This is a genomic window from Phyllobacterium sp. 22552 (assembly GCF_052044585.1).
GTDB classification, from domain to species: Bacteria; Pseudomonadota; Alphaproteobacteria; order Rhizobiales; family Rhizobiaceae; genus Phyllobacterium; species Phyllobacterium ifriqiyense.
Genome location: NZ_JBQENG010000010.1, coordinates 20,464 through 43,017, shown reverse-complemented (window position 1 = coordinate 43,017; position 22,554 = coordinate 20,464). Strand labels below are relative to the sequence as shown.

The following is a 22,554-nucleotide window of genomic DNA, read 5'->3' as shown; positions in this document are numbered from 1 at the left end:
AAACGTGATCGAAAACTATGTGGAGCGCTTGCCTTAAAGTAGCACCAAATCTCGGTAAAATGACAAATATGCCGATCGTTGACTTGACCAATTGCTGAAGAATATCAGTGGATTGTAACGCCGCTGTGTCACTTGCAGCTCGACATATATAGGTATGCCATCATGAAAAAGAAGGCTTCTGGCTGGATTTATTTCACGAGTCTCGTTTTGGGGTTTGTAACATTGGTTTGCCTGCCTTCAGGCTGTGCTCAGGTCTACTACGGAACGTTCCGCTATGAGGCTCAATGCCTGGAGCGCCCGCAACGTGGTGAAACACTCTGCACAGTCGAGAAGATTAAATAGCCCGGTTTCCCGGGCCATTTAGTTCAAACGGCCACATCAAAAGCGGCTTGGGTTTTTGCTTTGATTTCTGCAACGGTCACACCGGGGGCGATTTCTATCAAGGTCATTTTGGCCTCACCACGTCTCTCGATAGTGAAAACGCCAAGATCAGTTATGACAAGGTCTGTCACCCGCTGGCCGGTTAGTGGCAACGTGCATTCTTCGAGCAGTTTGGCTTCCCCTTTTGCTTCATGCTCCATCACAACAACGACCTTCTTGACGCCTGCGACCAGATCCATTGCGCCACCCATGCCTTTGACCATTTTGCCGGGCACCATCCAGTTGGCAAGATCACCATTTTTTGCAACCTGCATGGCTCCCAGGATGGAAAGGTCGATATGGCCGCCTCGGATCATTCCAAAGCTATCGGCACCGTTGAAATAACTCGTTGTCGGCAACTGCGTGATTGTTTGCTTGCCGGCATTGATGAGATCAGCATCCTCTTCGCCTTCATATGGAAATGGCCCCATACCAAGCATTCCGTTTTCACTCTGGAGCTGTACACTCATGCCGGTTGGGATGTAGTTGGCGACGAGAGTGGGGATGCCAATTCCCAGATTGACGTAGAAACCATCTTCAAGTTCCTTTGCAGCCCGCTCGGCCATTTGATCACGTGTCCACGCCATATCAGTGCGCTCCGTTTTCAGCGACAAGTCTCGGTCGCGTTGTCCGTTGTTCAATATGTTTTGTCGGATTTGGAACGTGTACAATCCGCTTCACAAAAATACCGGGTGTATGAACATGGTCACCATCAATCATGCCTGCCTCGACCAGGTGTTCCACCTCCGCCACAGTGAACTTTGAGGCAGTCGCCATGATCGGATTGAAGTTGCGGGCCGTTTTACGATAAACGAGGTTACCCTCCGTATCACCCTTATAGGCATGGACTATGGATAGATCGGCGAAAAGCCCGCGCTCCATGACATAAGACTCGCCATCGAATTCCCGCACATCCTTGCCTTCTGCTATGATGGTGCCGACACCGGTCTTGGTGAAAAAGGCGGGAATTCCGGCTCCTCCTGCCCGAATGCGCTCGGCAAGCGTGCCTTGCGGATTGAACTCCAGTTCCAGTTCCCCCGATAGATATTGCTGCGCAAAAAGTTTGTTCTCGCCAACATAAGACGAGATCATTTTGCGGATTTGCTTGGTTTCGAGCAATACGCCAAGACCAATGCCGTCAACACCGGCATTGTTGGATATTACGGTCAGATCTCTAACACCGGAATCGCGGATTGCATAAATCAGCGCTTCGGGAATACCACAAAGGCCAAATCCACCGGCCATGATCGTCATGCCGTCGAACAGAACACCTTCCAGTGCGTCAGCCACGCTTGATTGAACTTTTTTCAAGAATAGTCTCCCATTTCTTTCGTCCTCCTTATCAACGGTAAAGCTTGTGCCGGTGCCACAGATAGTCGTATTAATACTGCATGACAGTACCGGAGCTTTCCAGTTTAGACATTGTGAATTCTGCGAGCGAAAAACGCTTTCAGTTGACGGACCTGCCAGTGCCGATGGTCTATGCAACGCACCGTATCATAAGGGATTGCAATTCCGAATTTGCTGAAACCTTTGGCTATGAGCGGCTGGAGTTGATCAATCAGAGTTTCAGCCGGCTCTATCCCAAGATCAGAGATTTCGTTCGCACCGGCGAGATGTGGAGAAGCAATCTTGGAGGCGGTAAGGTCTATTACGATGAACGTTTGATGAGGCGCAGGGACGGAACCAGCTTCTGGTGCCGGGTGCGCGGTCGCAGCCGCAATAACGCCGATCCGTTTGCAGAGGCACTTTATTGTTTCGAGCCGACAAACCGGGCCGTGACAGGAAATATGAGCCTCATCTCCGATCGACAGAAACAAGTTCTGACCCTGGTGTCTCAAGGCAAGACCAATGCCCAGATTGCGGCGGAAATAGGCTTGTCGAAACGCACTGTCGAAGCGCACAGGGCACGCCTTATGCGGGCCCATTCTTTGCACAATAGCGCGGAACTTATTGCGTGGTTTTCAAGTTTGCGCTGATCAGAAGGAAGCAGCGCTCTTTGGCCTCCAGACAAGCAGACGGTTTTCAACAAGTGTCACCAGCCAGTCGACAAGAATAACGAAAAAAGTCAAAACAAACATTCCTGCAAAAACGCCGGTAACATCGAAGACGCTTTCAGCCTCGTGAATAAGATATCCCAGGCCCGCTGCTGAGCCCAGATATTCACCGACTACTGCTCCCACTACCGCAAAACCTACCGACGTATGCAAAGATGAGAACATCCAGGACAACGCGGACGGCATATAGACATGGCGCAGCAACTGTCTTCCGTTCATGCCAAGCATGCGCGCATTGGATAGCACAGCTGGGCTTACTTCCTTGACACCTTGATAGACGTTGAAGAACACAATGAAAAAAACCAGAGTAACGCCCAAGGCCACTTTCGACCAGATGCCAAGCCCGAGCCACAATGCAAATATTGGTGCAAGAACAACGCGCGGCAAAGCATTGGCTGCTTTCACATAAGGATCGAAAACGGCAGCAAGGAGTGGTTTGCGCGCAAACCAGAACCCGACAATCACGCCCCCGAGCGAACCGATGATGAAGGCAAGTGCGGCCTCAGTGAGTGTTATGCCGAGATGATACCAAATCGAACCATCGGCAAACCAGTCGATAATGCGGTTGCCAACGGCCAATGGCTCGGCGAAGAAAAAACTGATTGTTTTAGGATCACCGATAAGGGTTGTGGTTGAGGCAACGTGCCAGGCTACCAGAACGACGACAGCCACTAAAATTTGCAGGAGAAGTAAAAGTCCCCGGTTCATCATGCTTTTTCCGCCTGCCGATAACCTTTGAGCACTTCTTCCTTTAACGCATTCCAGATTTCCCGGTGCACTTCATGGAATTGCGGCTCGGATTTGATGTCAGCCATATTGCGTGGTCTGGTTAGTGGAATTGTGTAATCGCCAATAATGCGCGACGACGGTCCGGCAGACATAATGACCACCCGGTCAGCAAGACCGATTGCCTCATCAAGATCGTGCGTAACAAACATGACTGCCTTGCGATCTGCTGTCCACAAATCAAGCAGCAGATCACCCATAATAAGGCGGGTCTGTGCATCCAACGGCCCAAAAGGCTCGTCCATTAATATGATCTTCGGGTCGCGGATAAGGACCTGTGCCAATCCCACACGTTTGCGCTGACCGCCGGAAAGCATGTGCGGATAACGGTCGCAAAAGGCGGAAAGTCCGACTTTCCCCAGCCATGTGCGAGCGCGCTCAAGTGCTTCACGACGCGGAATTCCGGCTACTTCCAGCCCTATCGCAACATTATCAAGCGATGTCTTCCACGGCATGAGCGAATCTTGCTGAAAGAGATATCCGGCATGGCCATTGATCCCGGTATGTGTCTTGCCGAAGATTTTGATCTGGCCCCGTGCTGGTTTGAGCAAACCAGCGGTCGCATTTAAAAGGGTGGACTTTCCGCAGCCCGTTGGTCCGACAATTGCAACGAACTCACGATCACGAACACTCAGATTTGTTTCGCCAACGGCCTCATATGTCTTTTCATGGGCAACCGGAAAAGCGATGGTAATGCCTTGCAACTCGACGGCGTCTGCACGGGTGCCCGCCTCGGATAGGGGTACTGTCATTGATGCTGCCTATCCCTTGATGAACCGGTCATCAAACGTTGCAGCAAGATCGATATCGGCTTTTGCAAATTCTGGATCGAGGATTTTTAATGTATTGAGAACCGACTGCATGCCCTCCATTGTCAGGACGCCGTTAAGCGAATAGGTGGGCAATGAATTGGCTACTGCTTTCAAATAAAGCGATTTATCGCCCAATTGATATTCCGCTGGAACGCTGTCTGCAATTTCTTCTGGCGAAGCACCATGCAACCATTTCAACGATTTGACGAAGGCATTGACCAAGGCTTTTGAAGTGTTGGGATTTGCGTCGGCAAACTCTTTCTTGACATAGAGCACTGCCGCTGGATTTGATCCGCCAAATAGTGCCTTTGTTCCCTCTTCGGTACGGGTATCGATGATGACAGTGATGTCGCCATCTGCTTCAAGCTTGGCAATGACCGGGTCCAGATGTGAAATTACATCCACCTGTCCTTGTTTGATTGCAGCCACGGCGCTGGCGCCACCGCCAATACCAATCAAGGGCGCCGCATTGGCTTTGAGTCCGGCTTTGACCATCGCATATTGCGCAGTCAGCGCAGTTGACGATCCAGGTGCTGTCACGCCGATCTTCAATCCGGCAAAATCGGCGGGAGACTTGATTTTATCAGCGAGTTCCTTGCGGACAGCGATCACAATGGCCGGGAACCGGCCAAGCTCGCACAAGGCTCGCACATCCTGTCCTTTTGCCTGCATCCGGATCGTGTGCTCATACGCGCCGGTTACAACATCGACAGACCCGCCGATCAGGGCCTGCAAGGATTTTGCTCCGCCGCCAAAGTCATTGACGGTGACATCAAGACCCTCTTCCTTGAAAAACCCCCGGCGCTCGGCAATTGTCAGCGGCAGATAATAAAGAAGGGGTTTGCCGCCGACACCCAGTGTAACGCTGGTTTTTTCCAGGGCCCCTGCTGTTTGAGCCCCCGCCCTTGAGCTGGAAGTACCAAGCAAGGATAGTGCTGCCGCACCAGCAAGAAATTGACGGCGTTCCATATTGCTTCCTCCGCTATGGATTGCACAACTTGTTCCGATGGCTGGCGATACCAGCTGGCTGTGCATTTGTTTTCTGATTTTGAGAAAAGTTAGCATCAGGATTCTGGCAAGACAAGCAGTTCCGCGGAAATACACAAAGAGGGAGATCTCCATAACCAAGGCTGCATCAAGCGAACGTGATGGCACTCATCAAGACGTCGCAGTCACCCATTATCGATCCACGCGCACAAACAGGCCCACGGCTACAAAAGCGAACGCAGATTATTGTCCAGGACGTGCTCGTGGTGCGGAATCGGTTGGCAGGGCGTCGAAAATGCACCCGAACCCTTCATCCATACGACATGGGAATGATCCACGCTTCAACCGGGCCGGCATTTGCTACCAGGTCGGTAATCGGCATCAAGGTGTCTTTCTGCCCTCCGCTATTTCAAGGGCAGGCTCGAAATCGCCGAGCCCTTCAATTGTTGCGGCTATTATCATTTGGTTTCACCACACTGTAACGCTGCGCCGTCTTGTATCGCGTATTCCTCACCTCGATAATGCCGCCCTCCAGTACGATGTATACGACCTCCCCATTTTGGGAAGTCGCCATGTCTCCGACTTTACCCTCACCTCGTATGATTTGATTGACGGTGATACGCGCCACCTGATCATCTTCTGCAGCTGCGACCAGGCCGGGATATGAGCAGGCGAAAATCGTAAAAGCCGAAAACAGCGCTATTTTTTTGTTTGCCACTTCACAGTCTCCCATTCACATGAATGTCGATTCCAACCATTCTCGATAAATGGCCGCGACTCAATGTTTGAATGATATCGAGCCCGCCATCGTTACGCCAATGTTTGGCAGGCTTGAAAGCAGCAACAATTCCGTGTAGAAATCTAGAAATAACGCTATTTTTCTAGATGGAATGCACCATAGATGAGCCTAAGCATCAAAGATCCGGAAGCCCACCGCCTGGCGCAGGCGATTTCTCACGCCACGGGGGAAAGCATGACCCGCGTCGTCACCGAGGCGCTACGCGAGCGGTTCGCCAAGATCGAACGGCAAAAGGGCCGGGCCAGCGTCGAGGAGCTCCTAGCGATCGCCGATCGTGCCGCAGCGCACGTCAAGCGCCCCTATGTCGATCATGCCGAATTCCTTTATGACAAGAACGGCCTGCCGAAATGATCGTCGATACCTCGGCTCTGGTCGCAATCCTCTATCTTGAGCCCGAGGCGGCGAGCTTCATTAAGATCATCCATGACGCTGAAGTCACCCGGATCAGCGTCACCAATTACGTCGAGTTGGCTATGGTGGTGGAGGGCCAACTCGGGGCCGATGGCATGCGTCAGGCCGAGGCCTTCTTCCGGCGCGCCGGCATCATCGTCGAGCCTGTGACACTGGAGCATGGCGAACTGGCCCGACAGGCTTTCCTTGATTTCGGCAAGGGCCGTCACAAGGCCGGCCTCAACTTCGGCGACTGCTTCGCCTATGCTCTGGCGAAAGCCTCGGGCGAACCGCTGCTGTTCAAAGGCAACGACTTCTCGCAAACCGACGTTCACGCGGCCTGATGGCCGACGATTCACAACCAACCGACTACAATTCGCTAACCCCTTCTGCTCCAAGTGCGCCTCCTCCCCTGCCGACCCATTTGCAGAATCTGACCGAGCGTGCCCGTGATTATGTCGAGGCGCGAGCTCCGCCAATACTCGCAAGGTTTATGCGTCCGACTGGAAACACTTCTCGGCTTGTGCCGGCGTTCGAACCTGCGTCCCCTCCTGGCTGATCCCCAAGTCGTTGGGCTCTACATTACGGCATGCGCGACCGGCACTGCATGAAACCGTAGTCGGTGTCGAACCATCGAGCGGCGCGTCTCTCTTAGCGGCCATCGAACGTCAATACCGTGCCGGTGATATAGACGGGCGTCGGCCGGAAAGAGAACGGCATTGGCGATCTCGCTGGGCTCGCCCAACCTCCTATAGGCGTCATGCGCATCCAGGTTCCGAACCATTCCTCCTTGCTGCGCCCCTTGAGCGTCAGTTCGGTGCCGACATAGCCGGGCGCGACAGCGTTGACGCGCACGCCCTGTTTGGCCGCCAGCGGTTCGGTCAAAAGGTTCACGCTGGCCTTCGCGGCATTGTAGAAACCTGCGGTTGCGGATAGACGATCACTTCACCGCAAATGGACGAGATATTGACGATTGCGCCGCGCCCGTCCAAAAGCCCCAATTGGCACCGTCGGAAAGGATGCTCCTGACTTGCTAGCTTCAGTTCCGCTACGATCACCCACTGCTAGGGGAAGGCATAAGAGCCGTCCGGCCGTTTCGGCACACGTCGTTGCCAGTGAATGTAGCCTTCCTCCGTCATTGCCTGCTCGTCCATCTCGACACCCCAGCCTGGCCTGTCCGGGCGCAGCTCCAGATAGCCTTCCTTAGGTAGATAGGGGTCGACGACATAGCGGTTTTCGTCCGTTTTTTCTTGGCACGTCCATGTGATGTTGTTTGGATTTGCGCCAGCCGTGCTTGCCGGATTTCTATTGACAGCAGTCCCCAACTCAACCGGAGGGTGTCCGGGTGTCCGCTGGTGGCCCTGCTTTCGATTTGGGCAGTTGGACGTGCCGCAATGATGCTGACCCGGACGATCGGTGTTCTGCCCGCCGTTGCAATTGACGCGTCATTTCTTCTTTCGCTTCTTTTCATTTGCGCTCGAGAGGTGATCGCCGGCCGCAAATGGAAAGATCTGAAAGTCGTCGGCGGATTGACCGCACTGTCGATCGCGAACATATTCTTTCATTATTCCGTCATAAGCGGAGGCACTGCCGGAAGCGCGACCCGATTGGCTGTCGGAGTCTATTCAATGCTGATGATAATTGTGGTGGCGGCATTCTTCCAAGTTTCACCCGTAACTGGCTCAATCGCTTTGGTCGAACCGACTTCCCGGTTTCCTACAACGCGTTCGATGTCACTGCTATTTTCGGTGCACTGGGGACTTTCGCCTCTGGACTTTCTGGCCGGAGAGCAGGTTAACCGGAATAGCTGCGCTTGTCGCGGCGACCCTGCATGGTGTTCGGTTGGCGCGTTGGCGCGATTGGACGACACACCCGGAAAAGCTGCTTCTGGTTTTGCACGTCGCCTATCTGTTCGTTCCACTGGGATTCATTGGTATCGCCACAGGAACAACAGGATTGATCGATCAGATCTCCGTGCTGCATCTTCTGACTATCGGTTCGATTGCATGCATGATGCTTGCCGTCATGACACGGGTAAGCCGCGGCCACACCGGACGCTCGCTGACATCGTCGGCCAAGACCCCCACCGACCTTAAGGCGCGCTGCTGACGACAAACATCGACTTGGACGAAGGCACTTGCTCGCTTGCCCTGCTTGAGGCGACCTCAGAGTTCTTCGGCTTCACACTGCAGCAGACCCGCGCAATCATATCGACCAGGTGTCGCTCCAGCCTTGGCAGGTACGCGTGATTTCGTTCTGGAACCGTAAGGAGGTTGATCACGGTGAAGCTGAAGCTTTGGCGCGATTGTCGATGAAAAGCCGATCAAGGCGATGATTGAGTTACCCGTGCCACTACACAGGAATCTCGTTGCTTATACCTCACGCAGGTCGCCCGGGTTCCTGATCTCTCGCTTCAACGTGGAAAATCAGCCTGCCCTGGCGCATTATGCAGTGGGGCAGCGACCGGCCCAAGCCTGAACTGTTGGTCACGTGCCTCCAATGTCACAAAGCGCTTTTCTCTGCCGCGAGACATTGGTGGCCTCGTCGCAAAATCCGTTGCAAAGTGTCAACTGGTCCCGCGCGAGGCAACCGTAAGCTTACCCGACATATCTGCCTGAGGTTGCTCGCGATCATCGATTGAAGATTTGGAGGCAGAGTGTGTGACGAGATGGCAGGGAATAACCAGCCTCCTTGGCGTATTGTTCACGCGTTCTTCAGGATTGCCGAGAATCGGGGGTCGAAAGCGCGTGCGATAGGTTCGGCTGCAGCGCCAAGTGCAGCAGACCAGGGATCGGCAAGTCCAGCTTGCAGTCGCGGCTGCGGATGGCGGTTTGTCCGATCAGCAATGGATGGTAGTAAGGGCTCGATTTTTTCAACAAGCCGGTCAATCAGAATTCGGGGAGCGCCACCGCACAGGATAACTGTTTGTGGATCGAAGGCGAGTTCAAGTATCTGGACCGCGCGCCGCAACCGCTCTGCCACGTCATCCATCCACTGTTCGAGCCTTGACCCGCCCTGCTGCACTGCGTCGGTCACCATTGCAAACAGATCAGGCGCAGATGGATCAAGTTCCAGTAATTTGCACAATGCCGCCATCGAAGCATAGTGCTCCAGTGGCTCGACATCGGCACCATCTCCCGGCACCAAGGTCAGCATCATGCCGATCTCTCCGGCGTTGGAATGGGCGCCTCCGTAAAGCTCGCCGTTGAGAATGAGACCCGTACCCAAGCCATAACCGAAATAAATGCAGATGGCATGGTCAAGTCCATGTGCTGCGCCGAGTAACCGCTCCGCTGTCGCCGCCGCCGAAGCGTCATTTTGTAACGCAACCTCAAGCCCCGTACCTTCGGCGATACGTTCTACAAGTGGAAAGTTCTGCCAGGCGGTCATCATCCATGGATCGTCATAGAGCGTGTTAATGCCAAAAGGTCCGGGCATGGCAATCCCAAGCCCGACAAGGCGATCTTCACCGCCGGAAACCTGTTGGGCTAACATTGTTCTTGCCCGTGCTACAAGATCAAGCACCACGACGACACCTACCTCCGGTCCCCCTGACGGGAGCATTGCCTCGATTTGAACCAGCACATCACCAACCAGGTTGACGATAACAGTGCGCGTTACATGTCGGTCAATCTGGAGGCCGATTGCAAAGGCTCCTTCGGGTACCAGTTGATAGGGTGTTGCCGGCTGCCCTCTGCCCTTTCGGATACTGGCTTGCGAGCGTACCAGACCCTCACCGGCAAGCTCTTCGATAATGTTGGACACTGTCTGGGGTGTCAGCCCGGTCGCCCTCGCCAAGTCGGCACGAGACAAGGCTCCGTTAATCCGTAGCGCATCAATCATGATACGTCGATTATGTGCGCTTGCTCCACCAAGATTGGTGCCGCTTTTGGCTCTTATCGTTGGTCTGTCATCCATGTCCAAGCCCTCTTGACAGCAGCAAAATATTGATCGACTAATAAGTCAAGAGAATTGATTTAATAGTCGACCGAAAGAGTCGCCGAAAAATCGTCTCCAGGGGAACGTGAGCAAAAGCTCTCGATCTGTAGCGATCACCGAGCACTGTCCATACCGGTCAGCGTTCAGAACTGCCAGAGCTAAACAGGAGGTAAGAATGTTGAAATCCGTCACGACCGCGCTTTTAGGCGCAACGCTGCTGGCGGCGGCGCTGTCCGCACCCGCTCACGCTCAAACCAAGATCAATGCTTTGTTCATGGCACAGGCCGCTTACAGCGAAGCTGATGTGCGCGCCATGACAGAGTCTTTCACAAAGGCGAATCCGGATATATCGGTCAATCTTGAATTCGTTCCATACGAGGGCTTGCATGACAAGACTGTCCTCGCACAGGGATCGGGTGGCGGCTATGACGTTGTATTGTTCGACGTTATCTGGCCTGCTGAATATGCAACGAACAAAGTATTGCTCGATGTGTCGGACAAGATCACTCCCGAGATGAAATCAGGCGTTCTTCCCGGTGCATGGACGACTGTCGAATATGAAGGCAAGCGCTATGGTCTGCCATGGATACTCGACACCAAATATCTGTTCTACAACAAGGAAATTCTACAAAAAGCCGGTATCGCGAACCCGCCCAGGACTTGGGCCGAGCTTTCCGAGCAGGCCAAGATCATCAAGGATAAGGGTCTGCTCTCAACGCCGATAGCCTGGAGTTGGTCTCAGGCCGAGGCGGCGATTTGTGATTACACGACGCTGGTCAGCGCCTATGGCGGCAGTTTTATCAAAGATGGCAAACCGGTATTCCAGACAGGTGGCGGCCTTGATGCGCTCAACTATATGGTCGAAAGCTACAAGTCAGGCCTGACAAACCCCAACTCGAAGGAATTTCTCGAAGAAGATGTCCGGCGCGTGTTCCAGAATGGCGAAGCTGCCTTCGCCTTGAACTGGACTTATATGTACAACATGGCCAACAATCCAAAGGACAGCAAGGTTGCAGGCAAGGTGGGAGTCGTTCCGGCTCCCGGCGTAGAAGGAAAAAGCACGGTCTCGGCAGTTAATGGCTCGATGGGCCTCGGGATTACCTCGACCAGCAAACAGCCTGATGAGGCGTGGAAGTACATTACTTTCATGACTTCCCAGGCGACGCAAAACCAATATGCCAAGCTCAGCTTGCCAATTTGGACATCGTCTTATGACGACCCGGCTGTTTCGAAAGGCCAGGAAGAACTGATCGCGGCCGCCAAGACCGGTTTGGCTGCCATGTATCCGCGCCCGACAACACCAAAATATCAGGAACTGTCGACGGCATTGCAGCAAGCAGTTCAAGAATCACTGTTGGGCCAAGAAGCGCCGGAAGCAGCGCTGAAAACGGCGGCTGAAAACAGCGGATTATGATTTGATTGGAAAGGCGGCCGCGTTGTCTGCCGCCGTTCCCTCATTCATTATAATATATTGATGATGTGACGGGCAATATTTCATGACGAACAATTGGATTACGACCCGGGCATGGCTGCTTATGCTGCCGCTGCTTGTCGTCATGATAGCGGTTATTGGCTGGCCGCTGATCGATACGATCCGGCTCTCCTTTACCGATGCAAAGCTGGTAGGAACCCAGGGCAGTTTCGTTGGGCTGGACAATTATGTGAAGGTCCTTTCCGGTTCAAATTTCCAGCGTTCACTCTTGACGACTTTTTGGTTTGCGGCTCTTTCCGTCTCCGCAGAGATGGTGATCGGGGTCTTGGCGGCATTGCTTCTCAATCAACGTTTCTACGGCCGCTCGGTCTTGCGTGCACTGATGATTTTACCCTGGGCCTTGCCAACTGTTGTCAACGCCACCTTGTGGCGCCTGATATACAACCCCGAATATGGAGCACTAAATGCACTCCTCGTGCAAATAGGGATGCTTGATTCCTATCGCTCATGGCTCGGCGAACCCGGGACTGCACTGGCATCGCTGATCCTTGCCGATTGCTGGAAAAACTTCCCGCTGGTTGCCCTAATTGCTCTTGCCGCTCTTCAGGCTGTGCCCCGCGATATTACGGCAGCTTCCATGGTCGATGGCGCAGGAGTCTGGTCACGCTTCCGTTTTGTTACCCTGCCCTATCTGGCCGGGCCGCTCATGGTGGCATTGGTCCTGCGAACAATCGAAGCTTTCAAGGTTTTTGATATTATCTGGGTCATGACTCGCGGCGGTCCTGCTAACAGCACCCGCACCCTGTCCATCCTCGTCTATCAGGAAGCATTCTCGTTCCAGCGAGCCGGATCAGGCGCATCATTGGCATTAATTGTCACCTTGCTGGTGACGGTGCTTGCCGTCGCCTATGCAGCTCTTATTCGCAAAACCGCAGGAGCGTCATGATGGAGCGTCAAAGCCTCACCCTGACCATTTTCGTTCATATTGCGGCATTGGTTTTGGCTATCGTCATTCTTGCGCCAGTCGCTTGGTTGTTTGTTATGAGCATTTCCTCAACACCTGACCTGCTCGCAAAACCATTGCATTGGTGGCCGGATACGGTGGACCTTTCGCGCTATGGTGTGCTTCTGTCTTCAGTTGCAAACAGTGCGGGTGAGGCTTTTGTCGCTTCGCTTTTCAACAGTCTCAAGGTTGCCGGCATGGCAACTGTCGCAGCGCTTGCCGTTGCCATTCCATCGGCATGGGCAGTTTCAAGGACGCCTTCCGTTGGCTGGTCGCTCTATGCTGTTATTGCGACCTATATGCTTCCCCCGGTCGCCCTTGCTGTTCCGCTTTACATGTCACTCGCATGGTTCGGTTTGCTCAATAATGTCTTTGGTCTTGCCCTCGTGTATCTGACGATCCTTGCTCCATTTACCACATGGTTGTTGAAGTCAGGGTTTGACTCAATTCCGCGGGAGATCGAAAGCGCTGCCGTCATGGATGGTGCGCGACTGGATCAAATATTACGTCTCATCACACTCCCCCTTGCAGCCCCGGTTATGGCAACCGCTGCTCTATTTGCATTTTTGCTTGCGTGGGATGAGTTTTTTTATGCGCTGCTTTTCACCTCCGATCAGCGCGCAAAGACATTGACCGTAGCAATTGCCGATCTGGCTGGCGGTCGTGTGTCGGATTACGGTTTGATTGCAACTGCGGGCGTATTGGCTGCCCTCCCCCCGCTGTTGATCGGTCTGTTCATGCAGCGTGCTCTAATTTCGGGCCTCACAAGTGGCGGCGTTAAAGGATGAATATGCTCTCTGAAACTACAAAGCCCGCCGGACTTGTCGCTATTGAAAAAGAAATGGCACGGCAGAATGCAGACGCCCTTGCTTCCTTTGAGACCGCTTCGACTTTGGCGGCAACAATTGCACAGTCATTGCGCAAGACCCGGCAGTTGCTGCTGCTCGGCATGGGCGGTTCGCATGCGGTCGGTCGCGCAGTTGAGCCATTTTACCGAAGCCTCGGTATTGATGCCATTGCGGTTCCTTTGTCCGAACAACTGGGTCAGCCACTGTCGACGGACGGCAAAACAATTATTGTGACGTCACAGTCAGGTGAAAGTGCCGAAGTTTTGCGTTGGTTCGGTGAGACAGGTATTCGAGCTGATACGTTCGGTCTGACGCTGGAAGAAGGGTCGACGCTGGCGCGTACAATTCCTTCCCTCATAGGTGCTGGCGGAACTGAAAAGGCATTTGCTGCGACGCGCAGTCTGACCATCAGCTTTGCGTTGCACCTCGCGATCATCAATGCATTGGGAGAAAACACGGCGGAAGCCTTGCGGATCCTGGGATCGTCTGACGTTACCCAAGTCAAAGAAGCGATTTCCGTTTTTTCCAATGTGAGGGCGATCGTCACATCTGGGCGGCGAATGCAGGGTGTGGCCGAAGCCATAGCGCTGGGTCTTACCGAGTTGTCGCGCATTCCTTGTTTCTCGCTGGAAGGCGGTCAATTGCGGCACGGGCCAATGGAGATGCTCGGACCAGATGTTGGCGTTGTTCTGTTTCGAGCCAAGGATGGAACGGCGGAACTCGTCAGCCGCATGGCGCTCTCGGCGCTCGGGGCCGGATCGCCGGTTATTGTGTTTGATGCATCGGATGAAGAGCCGATCAAAGAGGCGGTAATGATTGATGTCGGTGCCGCATCAGGTATTGCCGCTGTGTTTGCACTTCTGCCCGCTGCGCAACATTTCATGCTTGGCTTTGCCGGTTCGCGCGTAAAGGACCTTGGAACGCCTGTACGTTCCACCAAAATTACGCGGAGTGAATAACATGGCGCTGCGGCCTCTTGCCATTATCGGTAATGTCAATGTTGACCTCATACTGGGGCCTGCCGAACCTTGGCCACAGCCAGGTACGGAGATCATGGTCGATCATGATGAGCTTCGGGTCGGCGGATCGGCTGGCAATGCGGCTTTGGCTTTGCTGGGTTTGGGCGTTGAGTGCCAGATCGCCGCCAATGTTGGCGATGATCAGTTCGGCGAATGGTTGCGGCAGGCATTCAACGACCATGCCGTGCATTGGCCCGTGTGCCGGACCGGAACAACTCTTTCCGTCGGGATCACTCATCCCAATGGCGAACGCACATTCTTCACAACCAAAGGCCACATTGCGCACTTGTCGTGGACAGACGTGCACAAAATGCTTGATCCGAAGCTTCTGGAAGGTGGCACTGCAATCCTGTGCGGCTCGTTCCTGACCGGCATACTTGCAAATGATTATGATGCCCTGTTTGACTGGGCAGAAACGCATAATATCAAGATCGCTCTTGATACCGGCTGGCCTATAGACGGATGGACAGAGGAAAATCGTTCGCGCACACGACATTGGCTAAGCCGCTGTCATATCGCCTTGTTTAATGAGGTGGAAACCATCTCCCTTACCCACGCGACCGACGCAATTGAAGCTGCGCACAAGCTGAAGGCATTGATGCCGGACGATGCAATTGTTGTGGTCAAACGTGGCCCGGAAGGGGCGCTTGCCATAGGACCGGACAATATTGTTGTCTCGGCGCAAGCCCCTTCTGTCGCCGTCGTCGACACGATCGGTGCCGGGGATGTTTTCAATGCTGGCTTCGTGGCCGCACAAGCCAGCGGCCAAAGCATTGAAGAAAGCCTGCGCGCTGGTGTGCGTATCGCAACCATGGCCATATCCACTGTGCCTCGCCGTTATGATGGTGAAGATCTTCAAATCGTTTCGGGGAAAGAGTCATGAGCGCGCTTGAACTAGTTGATATTCGCAAACGCTATGGGAACATCGAAACTTTAAAAGGGATTGATCTGTCACTTGCCGATGGCGAGTTTCTCGTGCTGCTGGGTTCTTCAGGTTGTGGCAAGTCCACGCTGCTCAATATTATCGCTGGACTGGCCGAGGCTACGGGCGGTGATGTGCGCATTGGTGACCGCTCTGTAACCGGGATTCATCCGAAGAACCGGGATATAGCGATGGTGTTCCAGTCTTATGCGCTTTACCCGAATATGTCGGTGGCCCGAAATATTGGCTTTGGTCTGGAAATGCGCAAAGTTTCCGAAGCCGACCGCAATGTCGCGGTGCAAAAAACGGCAAGGATACTTCAGATTGAGAATTTGCTGGCGCGCAAACCGTCCGAACTGTCCGGTGGTCAGCGCCAGCGTGTTGCCATTGGGCGTGCGCTTGTGCGCGATCCGCAAATATTCCTGTTTGACGAGCCGCTTTCAAATCTCGATGCGAAATTGCGGATGGAAATGCGAACCGAACTGAAGCGTTTGCATCAGATGCTTGGAACCACGATTGTCTATGTGACGCACGATCAGATTGAGGCCATGACATTGGCAACGCGCATCGCGGTTATGCGCGATGGTCAAATCGAACAGCTGGCCACGCCGGATGAAATTTATAATCGCCCCGCTACGCGTTATGTGGCAAGTTTCGTCGGCTCTCCACCAATGAATATGCTGGATTCCACTTTCTCCGATGGATTTGCTCATATTGACGGGACACTGAGCAGTATTCCCCTCCCCGCGCATCTTCACAAGGCCGCCGCTGAAGCGCGGAACATTACAGTTGGCGTCCGTCCCGAAAGTCTGACGTTTGCGCAGGTAGGGGTCACGAATTTTGGCATAGATGCAAAGATTGAAGTGGTCGAACTGACAGGGCCGGAACTTGTTGTCACTGCCACTATTGGCACGCAACGCCTTACTGCCAGTCTGTCCCCTCGATCGCAGGTGACAGTGGGGGCCATGCAACGCTTTGCCATTGATCCCGACGCTCTGCATGTGTTCGACAAATTGACAGAGAAGCGAATTTAAATGCTTGGTCGACTGAGAACATATGCAGCGCTGGCAATAAAAAATATAGCCACGAACCCTGCCAATAATGGTGACGGCCGGGCGAAATAATAAAATGAAGCATAGCCAAAGGCCATGCCGCCGCAGGCAATCCATTTAATACGCATTGGTATGGCCCCATGCTCTCGCCATTTGACCAATGTCGGCCCAAAGACGGGATGCTCAAGCAGCCATTTCTCAAAACGCGGCGATGATTGCCCAAAACACCAGGCGGCCAAAATCAGGAAGATTGTTGTGGGCATTACTGGGAGAAGCAGACCTATGAAACCGAGCGCGACCATTAGCCAGCCGAGCGCGAAATAAATTGTTCGCTTCGCCATGTTCATACCGCCTGCTTTCCACGTGCTGTTTATTGTAGACAAGTATCTACATGTTTTCGCATATGAAGTCAGCGGGTTTGCAGGTGCCAAAACTCACGCAGGCAGCAATTGCTGCGGCCCTTCCCTCTTTGACAGAACCGTATCAATCAATCCCCACTCTTTTGCCTCGTCGGCGGTCATGAAATGATCGCGATCCAATGTCCGCTCCACTTCATCAAACGAGCGTCCGCAGTGTTGGGCATAAAGCCTTGTCACACGTTGTTTCGTTTGCCGCATCTCTTCAGCCTGGATAAAAATATCCGAGGCCTGACCCTGGAATCCACCAAGTGGCTGATGCACATGGATACTGGAATTGACCAAGGCCGTTCGGTGACCGGGTTCGCCAGCCATTAATAGAAATGAACCCATTGATCGAGCGGTACCCATGCACAATGTTGCAACGGGGCATGTGATGAATTGCATTGTGTCGTATATTGCAAGACCACTGGTTATCACGCCGCCAGGCGAATTGATGTACATGGAGACAGGCTTGGTGGGGCTTTCGGATTCAAGAAACAACAGTTGTGCGCAAATCAACGCAGCCATTCCGTCCTCCACCTGACCGTTGAGAAAAACGATACGTTCGCGCAGCAGTCGTGAATATATATCAAAAGACCGTTCCCCTCGGCTGGACTGTTCCACGACCATAGGGACAAGCTGCATCATGTCGCGCATAGGCGAACTCCTCTCCGTCAAATTGAAAGTTTGTTGTGGTCAGGCGGCCAAGCGTTGCCTTGGAAAATTGCAGTTGGCAGCAATCATGGATTGCTCATGCACGATATGAAAAGTGGTTCCACCTTTGTCATTCGCGTTGATCTGGAACGTCACGGTACTGACCGCTTCATTATCTTTGATGCTATAGCGCACATGCGTGCCCGGTTCCATGGAGATCAGGCGCAGCTCGATGCGGTCCAGTGCGGCTTCATCGTCCATATCGGAGCACGCGGGGCTGCCAAGCCACCGCGAGACATATTCGGGGACGGTTAACGCGCGCCACACCTTCGTTGGTTCAGCATCCAGTTCGTAAGTGAGCCTGATCGGCGCTTCGCTTTTCGGTGTCATTGATCCATCTCCTTGAGAAGCCGTTTCAGCTCGTCCACCCGCTTCGGCCAGAATGCGTGATATCGGCTTAGCCATTGGTGCATTCGCGCGATCCCATCCGGGTTTATTCGATACATCACGTTGCGACCGAGCTTTTGTTCGGCAATCAAACCGGCGCTACGCAAGACAGCAAGATGTTGCGAGATGGCCGGCTGCGACATTGCAAACCCCTGCCGCAACTGCGTGGCGTTCATTTCACCGTCGGCCAGACGTTCAAAAACTGCGCGTCGCGTTGGATCGGCCAGTGCCTTGAAAAACTCTGTCTCATTCATGAGAATACATAAGCATAGACTTATGTGATTCGCAAGGGCTGTTTTCGGGCAGGGGCTGGTGACCGAGCCGGCCAGGACGAGCCGATCAGCACCATCGAAATTTGCTCTTTTTTTACCCCTAATCTCGTCAGATTTACGGTCTATATCGTTAATCAGCAAATCATTAGCCCGCTTATAGCCGGGCTCGACTGTCCTTTGGAGATCATGCCTTGTTCACATATCAAAAATTTGGCCTTGCCCTTGTCCTGTCCTCGGCACTTGTAACCGGTGCTGCCGCCGATACGCAGCAGGTAACCGGCACTTATGTCAATCAGTCCGGGGGCACCAAGGTCCGGCTAAGCGACTGCGGCACCGGTCTGTGCGGTACGGTCATATGGATGAAAAACCCGGTCAATGATGTCAACAATCCGGATGTTTCCAAACGGAACCGGTCCGTGGTCGGCATTCAGGCGGTGAGCCTGAAATCAACAGGGCCTGCCACATATGCCGGCTCTCTTTACGATACAGAAAGCGGCAAGACCTATTCAGGCAAGGCGCAATTCTCTGACAATGAGGTCACGCTATCTGGATGTGTTCTGGGCGGATTGATATGCAAATCGTCCGTCTGGCGACGCGCAGAATAACCGGCTTTGTCCGCAAGTGGTTGCAGCACTGCGGCTGTGGTCTCGCCGCACGGATAGGTAGGCGTGCCGTTACGGCAGGTAGTGGACATGCCGGCGCAGATGGTGTCTGGACATTCCCACACGTGCCTCGACGCAGAAGGCGTCACGTAACAGATCCTATGTTGATGCTCCTGCGCGCCGGAAGCAACGGGCCTGGTCCGCTGCATGCTCCTTGACGAGCCGGACCAATCATCTTGACGCCCACATCCATCAGCATCCTGCGGCTCGTGGCTTTGGTGATTGTGCCGGTAGGCGCGCGTTATGAGTAAGCTGCTCCTCGGCGTCCGAAAGGCTTTGTCAGCGATCATTGCGCTTTTCTGCCATCCTGGCACGATAAAAGGCGTCCGGTGCCGCCGCATTGTGGGTACGGGACCATCCGAAGACATCGAGCGGTGCGGAAAACGTCCGAGTTCGACGACAGCAAGGGCTGCGAGCTTGGCATTGATCGTCGCATGTTGCCTTGCAGGCGGATTGCACAACAGTGACTGCATGATCGCGCCGGGAAGGAAAATTCCTGCACCGCAGAAAATCCGCCATCAATGCCCGCTTCAAACAATAATTCCGGATCATCTTCTGGATCCGGTTGATTTCCACTGCTGTCCGCTCCATGCGGTTGACCCGTCCAAAGAACGTCGTCGACAGCGGAATGGACAGGTCACCGATTCCCACGCTGACCGCAACTACAAGGGCGATGGCGGCAAGCGATGCCAGCAGCAACGTAGCGACAAGAGGGAGATGCCGGGCAAGGTGGCCTGTCTCATTTACTATCCCAGACCAAGAGCCATCGCTGCCTCGCCACCTTTCCAGCCCCGTAGAGGATGTTTTCGGATTCAAGGCCGGCCCGTCCATGATCAGATGGCCTGTTCGTTGCAGCGGATCAACGGCCGGATCGCCAGTCAGGATTTTGATTTCGCTTTGCATCTGTCGTCGTTGATTGCCACACGATCGGCTAAATTTCAGGTAGGCAAGCCTTATGCACTTGATAAAGGTAGGGCGATAGTGCAAGATATTGACAGGCGCTATCCATCGGCGGCTGTGCCCTTTTGGCCAGAAACCCTCCGCTGCAAGCTTTGATAAGCAGTTGGTCAACGCCTTGATTATCATTGCAAAATCAGTCGTAACGGCAGTTAAATCGCCGTTAGTTGCTCTTCCTCAGAGGGGATGGATTTCCCGACGGGCAAAATACAACCGGGAGTGCAATCCGCGTCATTATAGTCATCCGGTCAGCGGCCTGCGGCAGACGGGTTGGAGTCTCCATAGGTATTAACGAGGCTTTCAAAAAGTTCTCAGCTGAGAACTTTTGCACAGATTTTGGTGGCCGCGATTTGCAAGAGTTCTCAGCTGAGAACTTCCCGGGAATGCGATATGGGTTTTGAAGGCGGCCGAGGCGCGGTTTGCGACGTCTTCCTAAGTTATGCTTGCCCCACCTGTTTGTTGACGGTTCCGGGGGCTCTGCCACGTACATCACCGATCTCGCGATTGATTGGTCTTTGCAATCCAACCAACAGAGCCACGCTGTCCGGATGGTTGAGGCAAAAGCCCACCTAATCCTTTAGGGGCGCCAGCCTGGTTTGCGGGCGTCAGCGGAACATATATTCACTGATGCCGAGTAGATAACCCAGTGGTGATTTGCCTGGCGCGCTCGGTCTGGGTAATGAGCTGGCCCATATCGGCCTGGTTGACTGATCAACCATTGTGCAACGCGGGCCGTGAGGGGCTCGACCCGCCCTTCCCGCAAGCCATAGGTCAGTTCGATCAACTGGTTCCCGCGGGATAAACCAGCGCGGCGCGTCCGTCATTGCCAATGGCAAGAGGATGACGAACGGCAGAGCATCCAGCTCTATATGTCCGCCTTGGACAGGGCGCCTTAGGTAAGGTGATCCGCATGGGGCCTGCATCAATCAATGTGGGTCGGCTTGGTCATCTGTCCGCCCGTCTGGTCTCAAGCGCATGGACAATGTCCCGGTTTCCAAAACACAGCGCCCCAGCAGTAAGCTCGGACCAGCCTGACCCTGCAGTTCTGACTCATGATCCTGTCTGCGGAGCATGAGTAGATCGCTCATCTGGAGAAAGGCAGGCGCCGTTCGCGGGACCGGACCTGACTGAACTTCTGAATTTCCTCGGCAGCAGAGGCTTCAATCGCTACAGGAGGAATTGCTGGCTTCGATCACCTGAAACATTGCCGGGCTGCATGGCGCGCGCAGGGCGATCCGGCGCCACGGCCAGTTGACCAACTGATCAATCATGGTGATATCGTTTACATCCGAGGTATTGAGACAAAGTTCGCCGATCCGGCGCAGACGGAAAAGAACCGTGTGTTTACCGAGGCAGCCGGGCAGTTCGCCCGGAAGTTTGATCGCGCCGGACAGAGGCGCCGGCCCGAGATGAGTGAGCCGCTCAATCCTCACGATATTGTCCTCATCGATGTCCTCTCCCGGGGCACCTGGTGACCGATGCACTCGAACAATCGGGTTTTCCGTGCTGACCGCAACCCCGGATCATTCTGCCTAACGATGTTCGGCACATCATGCCCGATATCATTTGACGCATGGCGATCCTGCTGCAGATGGACGGAATTGAAAAATGTGCGCATAGCAAAACCCGGCAGCGGTCACGCGGGTTCCGGTTATTTCCATGACGGGCCCGATGCCCGAGTTGGTCTTTCCCGATGATGTCTTACTTCGAAGAGCGGCGCGTTGGTCGGCCGGCACGGCAATGCGCCCGTTCGTCCTGATTGCTCCGGTACCAGCGCGGGACAAGTGTCCCATTTGCAGGGGCAGGTTCCAGGCGTTGCCCGCCCGCCATCATATCAGCAGCCCGGAAATAAGCCTAAACTCCGCGCACCGGAGATACCGCAGAACCCGGGGCAAAACATAGCCGGGAGGGTAAGCCTGCCGTCCCTTGCTGCAAAGAATTCAGCTCGACAGAAATCCCGCATCGGTCCGTCAAGCCGGTAAAATGGCGAATGCAAGACCCTTGTGGGCGCATGGTGCGGCAGGTCAAAGCCGGCGACCACGGCATCATTTGATCAATCCCCAGGGTGTAAATGCAACCAGTCGGGTGTCGATGCTACCAGGAACTTCCAGCAAGGGTTCATGCAAAGGCCGGCTAGGGGATGGGCAGGCATAAAGGATCTTCTGAATCGAATATCGATCCAGCACACAGCGCCATCCCGATCTTCGCCTGGCTTATTGGTTGCGGCGCCTTTTCCTGCGACGCGCCCGTCAATCAGGTGCAAAGCTGGCTTGCCGCAGGGGAGGGCGAACCTGTCAGTTCGTGTCGCAGGTGCCCCTGCCGAAATGCCAGCGATTTTCCAGGACACAATCCCATTCACACCGGCGCCGGCGATAGAAGGGCAGAAGGGGTGCAAGCGCCCAATCACGCCCCACATTGTGATAAGGCCATCGTTCGTGCTCTGCCCCACCGGAGACCGACCAGCCGTCAGCGCCATGTCCCCAGAGCAAGGTAACAGATGCTGGGAAAGGCGCACGCAAAATGCTGTAGCTTGCGATTTTGTGATACAGCGCCATTCCCGGCGCGGGATCATCACGAGGGTGAGGCAGGCGCGACGGTCCTCCACCGACCCATACCTCTGGTCACGGCCGGTTGCATGATCGCTGCTGGGCAATTGTTGTCATTGTGCGTTGACAGGATCGTTGCAGCAACACTTCCG

At 54.2% G+C, this 22,554-nt stretch carries 25 protein-coding genes and 4 pseudogenes; 14 read left to right on the top strand and 15 right to left on the bottom strand.

Going from position 1 to position 22,554, the window contains the following annotated elements; translation table 11 throughout:
• Positions 1-365: 365 nt before the first annotated feature.
• Together ACTJI9_RS20705 and ACTJI9_RS20700 are read right to left on the bottom strand one after the other, a co-directional pair.
• Positions 366-1,007 (bottom strand): 3-oxoacid CoA-transferase subunit B, encoded by a 642-nt coding sequence (locus ACTJI9_RS20705; RefSeq protein ID WP_115053993.1) that lies wholly within the window; start codon positions 1,005-1,007, stop codon positions 366-368.
• 1 nt (position 1,008) lies between these two features.
• The gene (locus tag ACTJI9_RS20700) at positions 1,009-1,674 is read right to left on the bottom strand and encodes a CoA transferase subunit A (protein WP_307278980.1); all 666 of its coding nucleotides are present in this window, start codon (positions 1,672-1,674) and stop codon (positions 1,009-1,011) included.
• A gap of 137 nt (positions 1,675-1,811) precedes the next feature.
• Between ACTJI9_RS20700 and ACTJI9_RS20695 the strand changes: the two genes are divergently transcribed.
• A complete protein-coding gene (locus ACTJI9_RS20695; protein WP_307277856.1) occupies positions 1,812-2,399 on the top strand; it encodes a PAS and helix-turn-helix domain-containing protein in 588 nt (195 codons plus the stop codon).
• Here the strand turns inward: ACTJI9_RS20695 and ACTJI9_RS20690 are convergent, their stop codons facing one another.
• From ACTJI9_RS20690 to ACTJI9_RS20675, 4 genes are all read right to left on the bottom strand, one after another.
• On the bottom strand, positions 2,400-3,185 hold the full coding sequence (locus tag ACTJI9_RS20690; RefSeq protein ID WP_115053990.1) for an ABC transporter permease: 786 nt from the start codon (positions 3,183-3,185) through the stop codon (positions 2,400-2,402).
• Complete coding sequence (locus ACTJI9_RS20685) at positions 3,185-4,015, bottom strand: ABC transporter ATP-binding protein (protein ID WP_307277859.1); 831 nt, start codon at positions 4,013-4,015, stop codon at positions 3,185-3,187. Before ACTJI9_RS20685 ends, ACTJI9_RS20690 begins: the two co-directional genes overlap by 1 nt.
• 9 nt (positions 4,016-4,024) lie before the next feature.
• Entirely contained in the window at positions 4,025-5,044 is a 1,020-nt protein-coding gene (locus ACTJI9_RS20680; protein WP_307277862.1) for an ABC transporter substrate-binding protein, read from the bottom strand.
• A gap of 457 nt (positions 5,045-5,501) precedes the next feature.
• Positions 5,502-5,780 (bottom strand): hypothetical protein, encoded by a 279-nt coding sequence (locus ACTJI9_RS20675; protein WP_307277865.1) that lies wholly within the window; start codon positions 5,778-5,780, stop codon positions 5,502-5,504.
• Positions 5,781-5,963: 183 nt separating this feature from the next.
• On the opposite strand from ACTJI9_RS20675, the gene ACTJI9_RS20670 reads away from it, so the two are divergent.
• The 3 genes and pseudogenes from ACTJI9_RS20670 to ACTJI9_RS20660 all read left to right on the top strand — a co-directional run.
• Positions 5,964-6,212 (top strand): type II toxin-antitoxin system VapB family antitoxin, encoded by a 249-nt coding sequence (locus ACTJI9_RS20670; RefSeq protein WP_307277867.1) that lies wholly within the window; start codon positions 5,964-5,966, stop codon positions 6,210-6,212.
• Positions 6,209-6,595 (top strand): type II toxin-antitoxin system VapC family toxin, encoded by a 387-nt coding sequence (locus ACTJI9_RS20665; RefSeq protein WP_440810627.1) that lies wholly within the window; start codon positions 6,209-6,211, stop codon positions 6,593-6,595. The genes ACTJI9_RS20670 and ACTJI9_RS20665 overlap by 4 nt, the downstream gene beginning before the upstream one ends.
• Positions 6,595-6,859 (top strand): annotated as a pseudogene (locus ACTJI9_RS20660) (integrase); the annotation flags it as partial. The gene ACTJI9_RS20665 and the pseudogene ACTJI9_RS20660, both read left to right, overlap by 1 nt.
• Positions 6,860-6,902: 43 nt before the next feature.
• Here the strand turns inward: ACTJI9_RS20660 and ACTJI9_RS20655 are convergent.
• Positions 6,903-7,145, bottom strand: a complete 243-nt coding sequence (locus ACTJI9_RS20655) for an SDR family oxidoreductase (protein ID WP_337352855.1) — start codon at positions 7,143-7,145, stop codon at positions 6,903-6,905.
• Positions 7,146-7,315: 170 nt separating this feature from the next.
• Positions 7,316-7,492, bottom strand: a pseudogene (locus ACTJI9_RS20650) (mandelate racemase/muconate lactonizing enzyme family protein); the annotation flags it as partial.
• 25 nt (positions 7,493-7,517) lie between these two features.
• On the opposite strand from ACTJI9_RS20650, the pseudogene ACTJI9_RS20645 reads away from it, so the two are divergent.
• The 3 genes and pseudogenes from ACTJI9_RS20645 to ACTJI9_RS20635 form a co-directional block, all read left to right on the top strand.
• A pseudogene (locus ACTJI9_RS20645) lies at positions 7,518-7,945 on the top strand (NnrS family protein); the annotation flags it as partial.
• A pseudogene (locus ACTJI9_RS20640) lies at positions 7,929-8,461 on the top strand (NnrS family protein); the annotation flags it as partial. The pseudogenes ACTJI9_RS20645 and ACTJI9_RS20640, both read left to right, overlap by 17 nt.
• A gap of 94 nt (positions 8,462-8,555) precedes the next feature.
• Positions 8,556-8,729, top strand: a complete 174-nt coding sequence (locus tag ACTJI9_RS20635; RefSeq protein WP_440810697.1) for a hypothetical protein — start codon at positions 8,556-8,558, stop codon at positions 8,727-8,729.
• 225 nt (positions 8,730-8,954) lie between these two features.
• On the opposite strand, the gene ACTJI9_RS20630 is transcribed toward ACTJI9_RS20635, so the two are convergent.
• Positions 8,955-10,169: an ROK family protein gene (locus ACTJI9_RS20630; RefSeq protein WP_440810625.1), complete on the bottom strand. Its 1,215-nt coding sequence runs from the start codon at positions 10,167-10,169 to the stop codon at positions 8,955-8,957.
• 196 nt (positions 10,170-10,365) lie between these two features.
• Here ACTJI9_RS20630 and ACTJI9_RS20625 point away from each other — a divergent pair, with 196 nt between their 5' ends.
• From ACTJI9_RS20625 to ACTJI9_RS20600, 6 genes are all read left to right on the top strand, one after another.
• On the top strand, positions 10,366-11,604 hold the full coding sequence (locus ACTJI9_RS20625) for an extracellular solute-binding protein (RefSeq protein ID WP_440810623.1): 1,239 nt from the start codon (positions 10,366-10,368) through the stop codon (positions 11,602-11,604).
• Positions 11,605-11,686: 82 nt separating this feature from the next.
• A complete protein-coding gene (locus tag ACTJI9_RS20620; protein WP_440810621.1) occupies positions 11,687-12,568 on the top strand; it encodes a carbohydrate ABC transporter permease in 882 nt (293 codons plus the stop codon).
• Complete coding sequence (locus ACTJI9_RS20615; RefSeq protein ID WP_336441322.1) at positions 12,568-13,413, top strand: carbohydrate ABC transporter permease; 846 nt, start codon at positions 12,568-12,570, stop codon at positions 13,411-13,413. Before ACTJI9_RS20620 ends, ACTJI9_RS20615 begins: the two co-directional genes overlap by 1 nt.
• Positions 13,410-14,432, top strand: a complete 1,023-nt coding sequence (locus ACTJI9_RS20610) for an SIS domain-containing protein (RefSeq protein ID WP_440810619.1) — start codon at positions 13,410-13,412, stop codon at positions 14,430-14,432. The genes ACTJI9_RS20615 and ACTJI9_RS20610 overlap by 4 nt, the downstream gene beginning before the upstream one ends.
• A gap of 1 nt (position 14,433) precedes the next feature.
• Positions 14,434-15,375: a carbohydrate kinase family protein gene (locus ACTJI9_RS20605; protein ID WP_336441240.1), complete on the top strand. Its 942-nt coding sequence runs from the start codon at positions 14,434-14,436 to the stop codon at positions 15,373-15,375.
• Complete coding sequence (locus ACTJI9_RS20600) at positions 15,372-16,448, top strand: ABC transporter ATP-binding protein (protein ID WP_440810617.1); 1,077 nt, start codon at positions 15,372-15,374, stop codon at positions 16,446-16,448. Before ACTJI9_RS20605 ends, ACTJI9_RS20600 begins: the two co-directional genes overlap by 4 nt.
• Here ACTJI9_RS20600 and ACTJI9_RS20595 read toward each other — a convergent pair.
• From ACTJI9_RS20595 to ACTJI9_RS20580, 4 genes are all read right to left on the bottom strand, one after another.
• Positions 16,445-16,813: a YbaN family protein gene (locus ACTJI9_RS20595; protein ID WP_336441238.1), complete on the bottom strand. Its 369-nt coding sequence runs from the start codon at positions 16,811-16,813 to the stop codon at positions 16,445-16,447. The genes ACTJI9_RS20600 and ACTJI9_RS20595 overlap by 4 nt on opposite strands.
• A gap of 87 nt (positions 16,814-16,900) precedes the next feature.
• The gene (locus tag ACTJI9_RS20590) at positions 16,901-17,521 is read right to left on the bottom strand and encodes an ATP-dependent Clp protease proteolytic subunit (RefSeq protein WP_336441237.1); all 621 of its coding nucleotides are present in this window, start codon (positions 17,519-17,521) and stop codon (positions 16,901-16,903) included.
• A 39-nt stretch (positions 17,522-17,560) separates the two neighbouring features.
• The gene (locus tag ACTJI9_RS20585; RefSeq protein WP_336441236.1) at positions 17,561-17,908 is read right to left on the bottom strand and encodes an SRPBCC family protein; all 348 of its coding nucleotides are present in this window, start codon (positions 17,906-17,908) and stop codon (positions 17,561-17,563) included.
• Positions 17,905-18,378, bottom strand: a complete 474-nt coding sequence (locus ACTJI9_RS20580) for an ArsR/SmtB family transcription factor (protein ID WP_440810614.1) — start codon at positions 18,376-18,378, stop codon at positions 17,905-17,907. The genes ACTJI9_RS20585 and ACTJI9_RS20580 overlap by 4 nt, the downstream gene beginning before the upstream one ends.
• Positions 18,379-18,428: 50 nt before the next feature.
• Between ACTJI9_RS20580 and ACTJI9_RS20575 the strand changes: the two genes are divergently transcribed.
• Complete coding sequence (locus ACTJI9_RS20575; protein WP_307277901.1) at positions 18,429-18,842, top strand: DUF2147 domain-containing protein; 414 nt, start codon at positions 18,429-18,431, stop codon at positions 18,840-18,842.
• A gap of 336 nt (positions 18,843-19,178) precedes the next feature.
• On the opposite strand, the gene ACTJI9_RS20570 is transcribed toward ACTJI9_RS20575, so the two are convergent.
• A complete protein-coding gene (locus ACTJI9_RS20570; RefSeq protein ID WP_440810612.1) occupies positions 19,179-19,985 on the bottom strand; it encodes a hypothetical protein in 807 nt (268 codons plus the stop codon).
• A 1,031-nt stretch (positions 19,986-21,016) separates the two neighbouring features.
• Entirely contained in the window at positions 21,017-21,289 is a 273-nt protein-coding gene (locus tag ACTJI9_RS20565) for a hypothetical protein (protein ID WP_440810610.1), read from the bottom strand.
• Between the last annotated feature and the right edge of the window lie 1,265 nt (positions 21,290-22,554).

Bases quoted from the DNA above. Each gene is read 5' to 3' on its own strand.
- ACTJI9_RS20670 (WP_307277867.1), top strand. From the start codon at position 5,964: ATGAGCCTAAGCATCAAAGATCCGGAAGCCCACCGCCTGGCGCAGGCG.
- ACTJI9_RS20690 (WP_115053990.1), bottom strand. From the start codon at position 3,185: ATGAACCGGGGACTTTTACTTCTCCTGCAAATTTTAGTGGCTGTCGTC.
- ACTJI9_RS20615 (WP_336441322.1), top strand. From the start codon at position 12,568: ATGGAGCGTCAAAGCCTCACCCTGACCATTTTCGTTCATATTGCGGCA.
- ACTJI9_RS20630 (WP_440810625.1), bottom strand. From the start codon at position 10,169: ATGGATGACAGACCAACGATAAGAGCCAAAAGCGGCACCAATCTTGGT.
- ACTJI9_RS20590 (WP_336441237.1), bottom strand. From the start codon at position 17,521: ATGCGCGACATGATGCAGCTTGTCCCTATGGTCGTGGAACAGTCCAGC.
- ACTJI9_RS20595 (WP_336441238.1), bottom strand. From the start codon at position 16,813: ATGAACATGGCGAAGCGAACAATTTATTTCGCGCTCGGCTGGCTAATG.
- ACTJI9_RS20680 (WP_307277862.1), bottom strand. From the start codon at position 5,044: ATGGAACGCCGTCAATTTCTTGCTGGTGCGGCAGCACTATCCTTGCTT.
- ACTJI9_RS20685 (WP_307277859.1), bottom strand. From the start codon at position 4,015: ATGACAGTACCCCTATCCGAGGCGGGCACCCGTGCAGACGCCGTCGAG.
- ACTJI9_RS20610 (WP_440810619.1), top strand. From the start codon at position 13,410: ATGAATATGCTCTCTGAAACTACAAAGCCCGCCGGACTTGTCGCTATT.
- ACTJI9_RS20665 (WP_440810627.1), top strand. From the start codon at position 6,209: ATGATCGTCGATACCTCGGCTCTGGTCGCAATCCTCTATCTTGAGCCC.
- ACTJI9_RS20705 (WP_115053993.1), bottom strand. From the start codon at position 1,007: ATGGCGTGGACACGTGATCAAATGGCCGAGCGGGCTGCAAAGGAACTT.
- ACTJI9_RS20625 (WP_440810623.1), top strand. From the start codon at position 10,366: ATGTTGAAATCCGTCACGACCGCGCTTTTAGGCGCAACGCTGCTGGCG.
- ACTJI9_RS20585 (WP_336441236.1), bottom strand. From the start codon at position 17,908: ATGACACCGAAAAGCGAAGCGCCGATCAGGCTCACTTACGAACTGGAT.
- ACTJI9_RS20600 (WP_440810617.1), top strand. From the start codon at position 15,372: ATGAGCGCGCTTGAACTAGTTGATATTCGCAAACGCTATGGGAACATC.
- ACTJI9_RS20695 (WP_307277856.1), top strand. From the start codon at position 1,812: ATGACAGTACCGGAGCTTTCCAGTTTAGACATTGTGAATTCTGCGAGC.
- ACTJI9_RS20570 (WP_440810612.1), bottom strand. From the start codon at position 19,985: ATGATAATCAAGGCGTTGACCAACTGCTTATCAAAGCTTGCAGCGGAG.
- ACTJI9_RS20605 (WP_336441240.1), top strand. From the start codon at position 14,434: ATGGCGCTGCGGCCTCTTGCCATTATCGGTAATGTCAATGTTGACCTC.
- ACTJI9_RS20700 (WP_307278980.1), bottom strand. From the start codon at position 1,674: ATGACGATCATGGCCGGTGGATTTGGCCTTTGTGGTATTCCCGAAGCG.
- ACTJI9_RS20620 (WP_440810621.1), top strand. From the start codon at position 11,687: ATGACGAACAATTGGATTACGACCCGGGCATGGCTGCTTATGCTGCCG.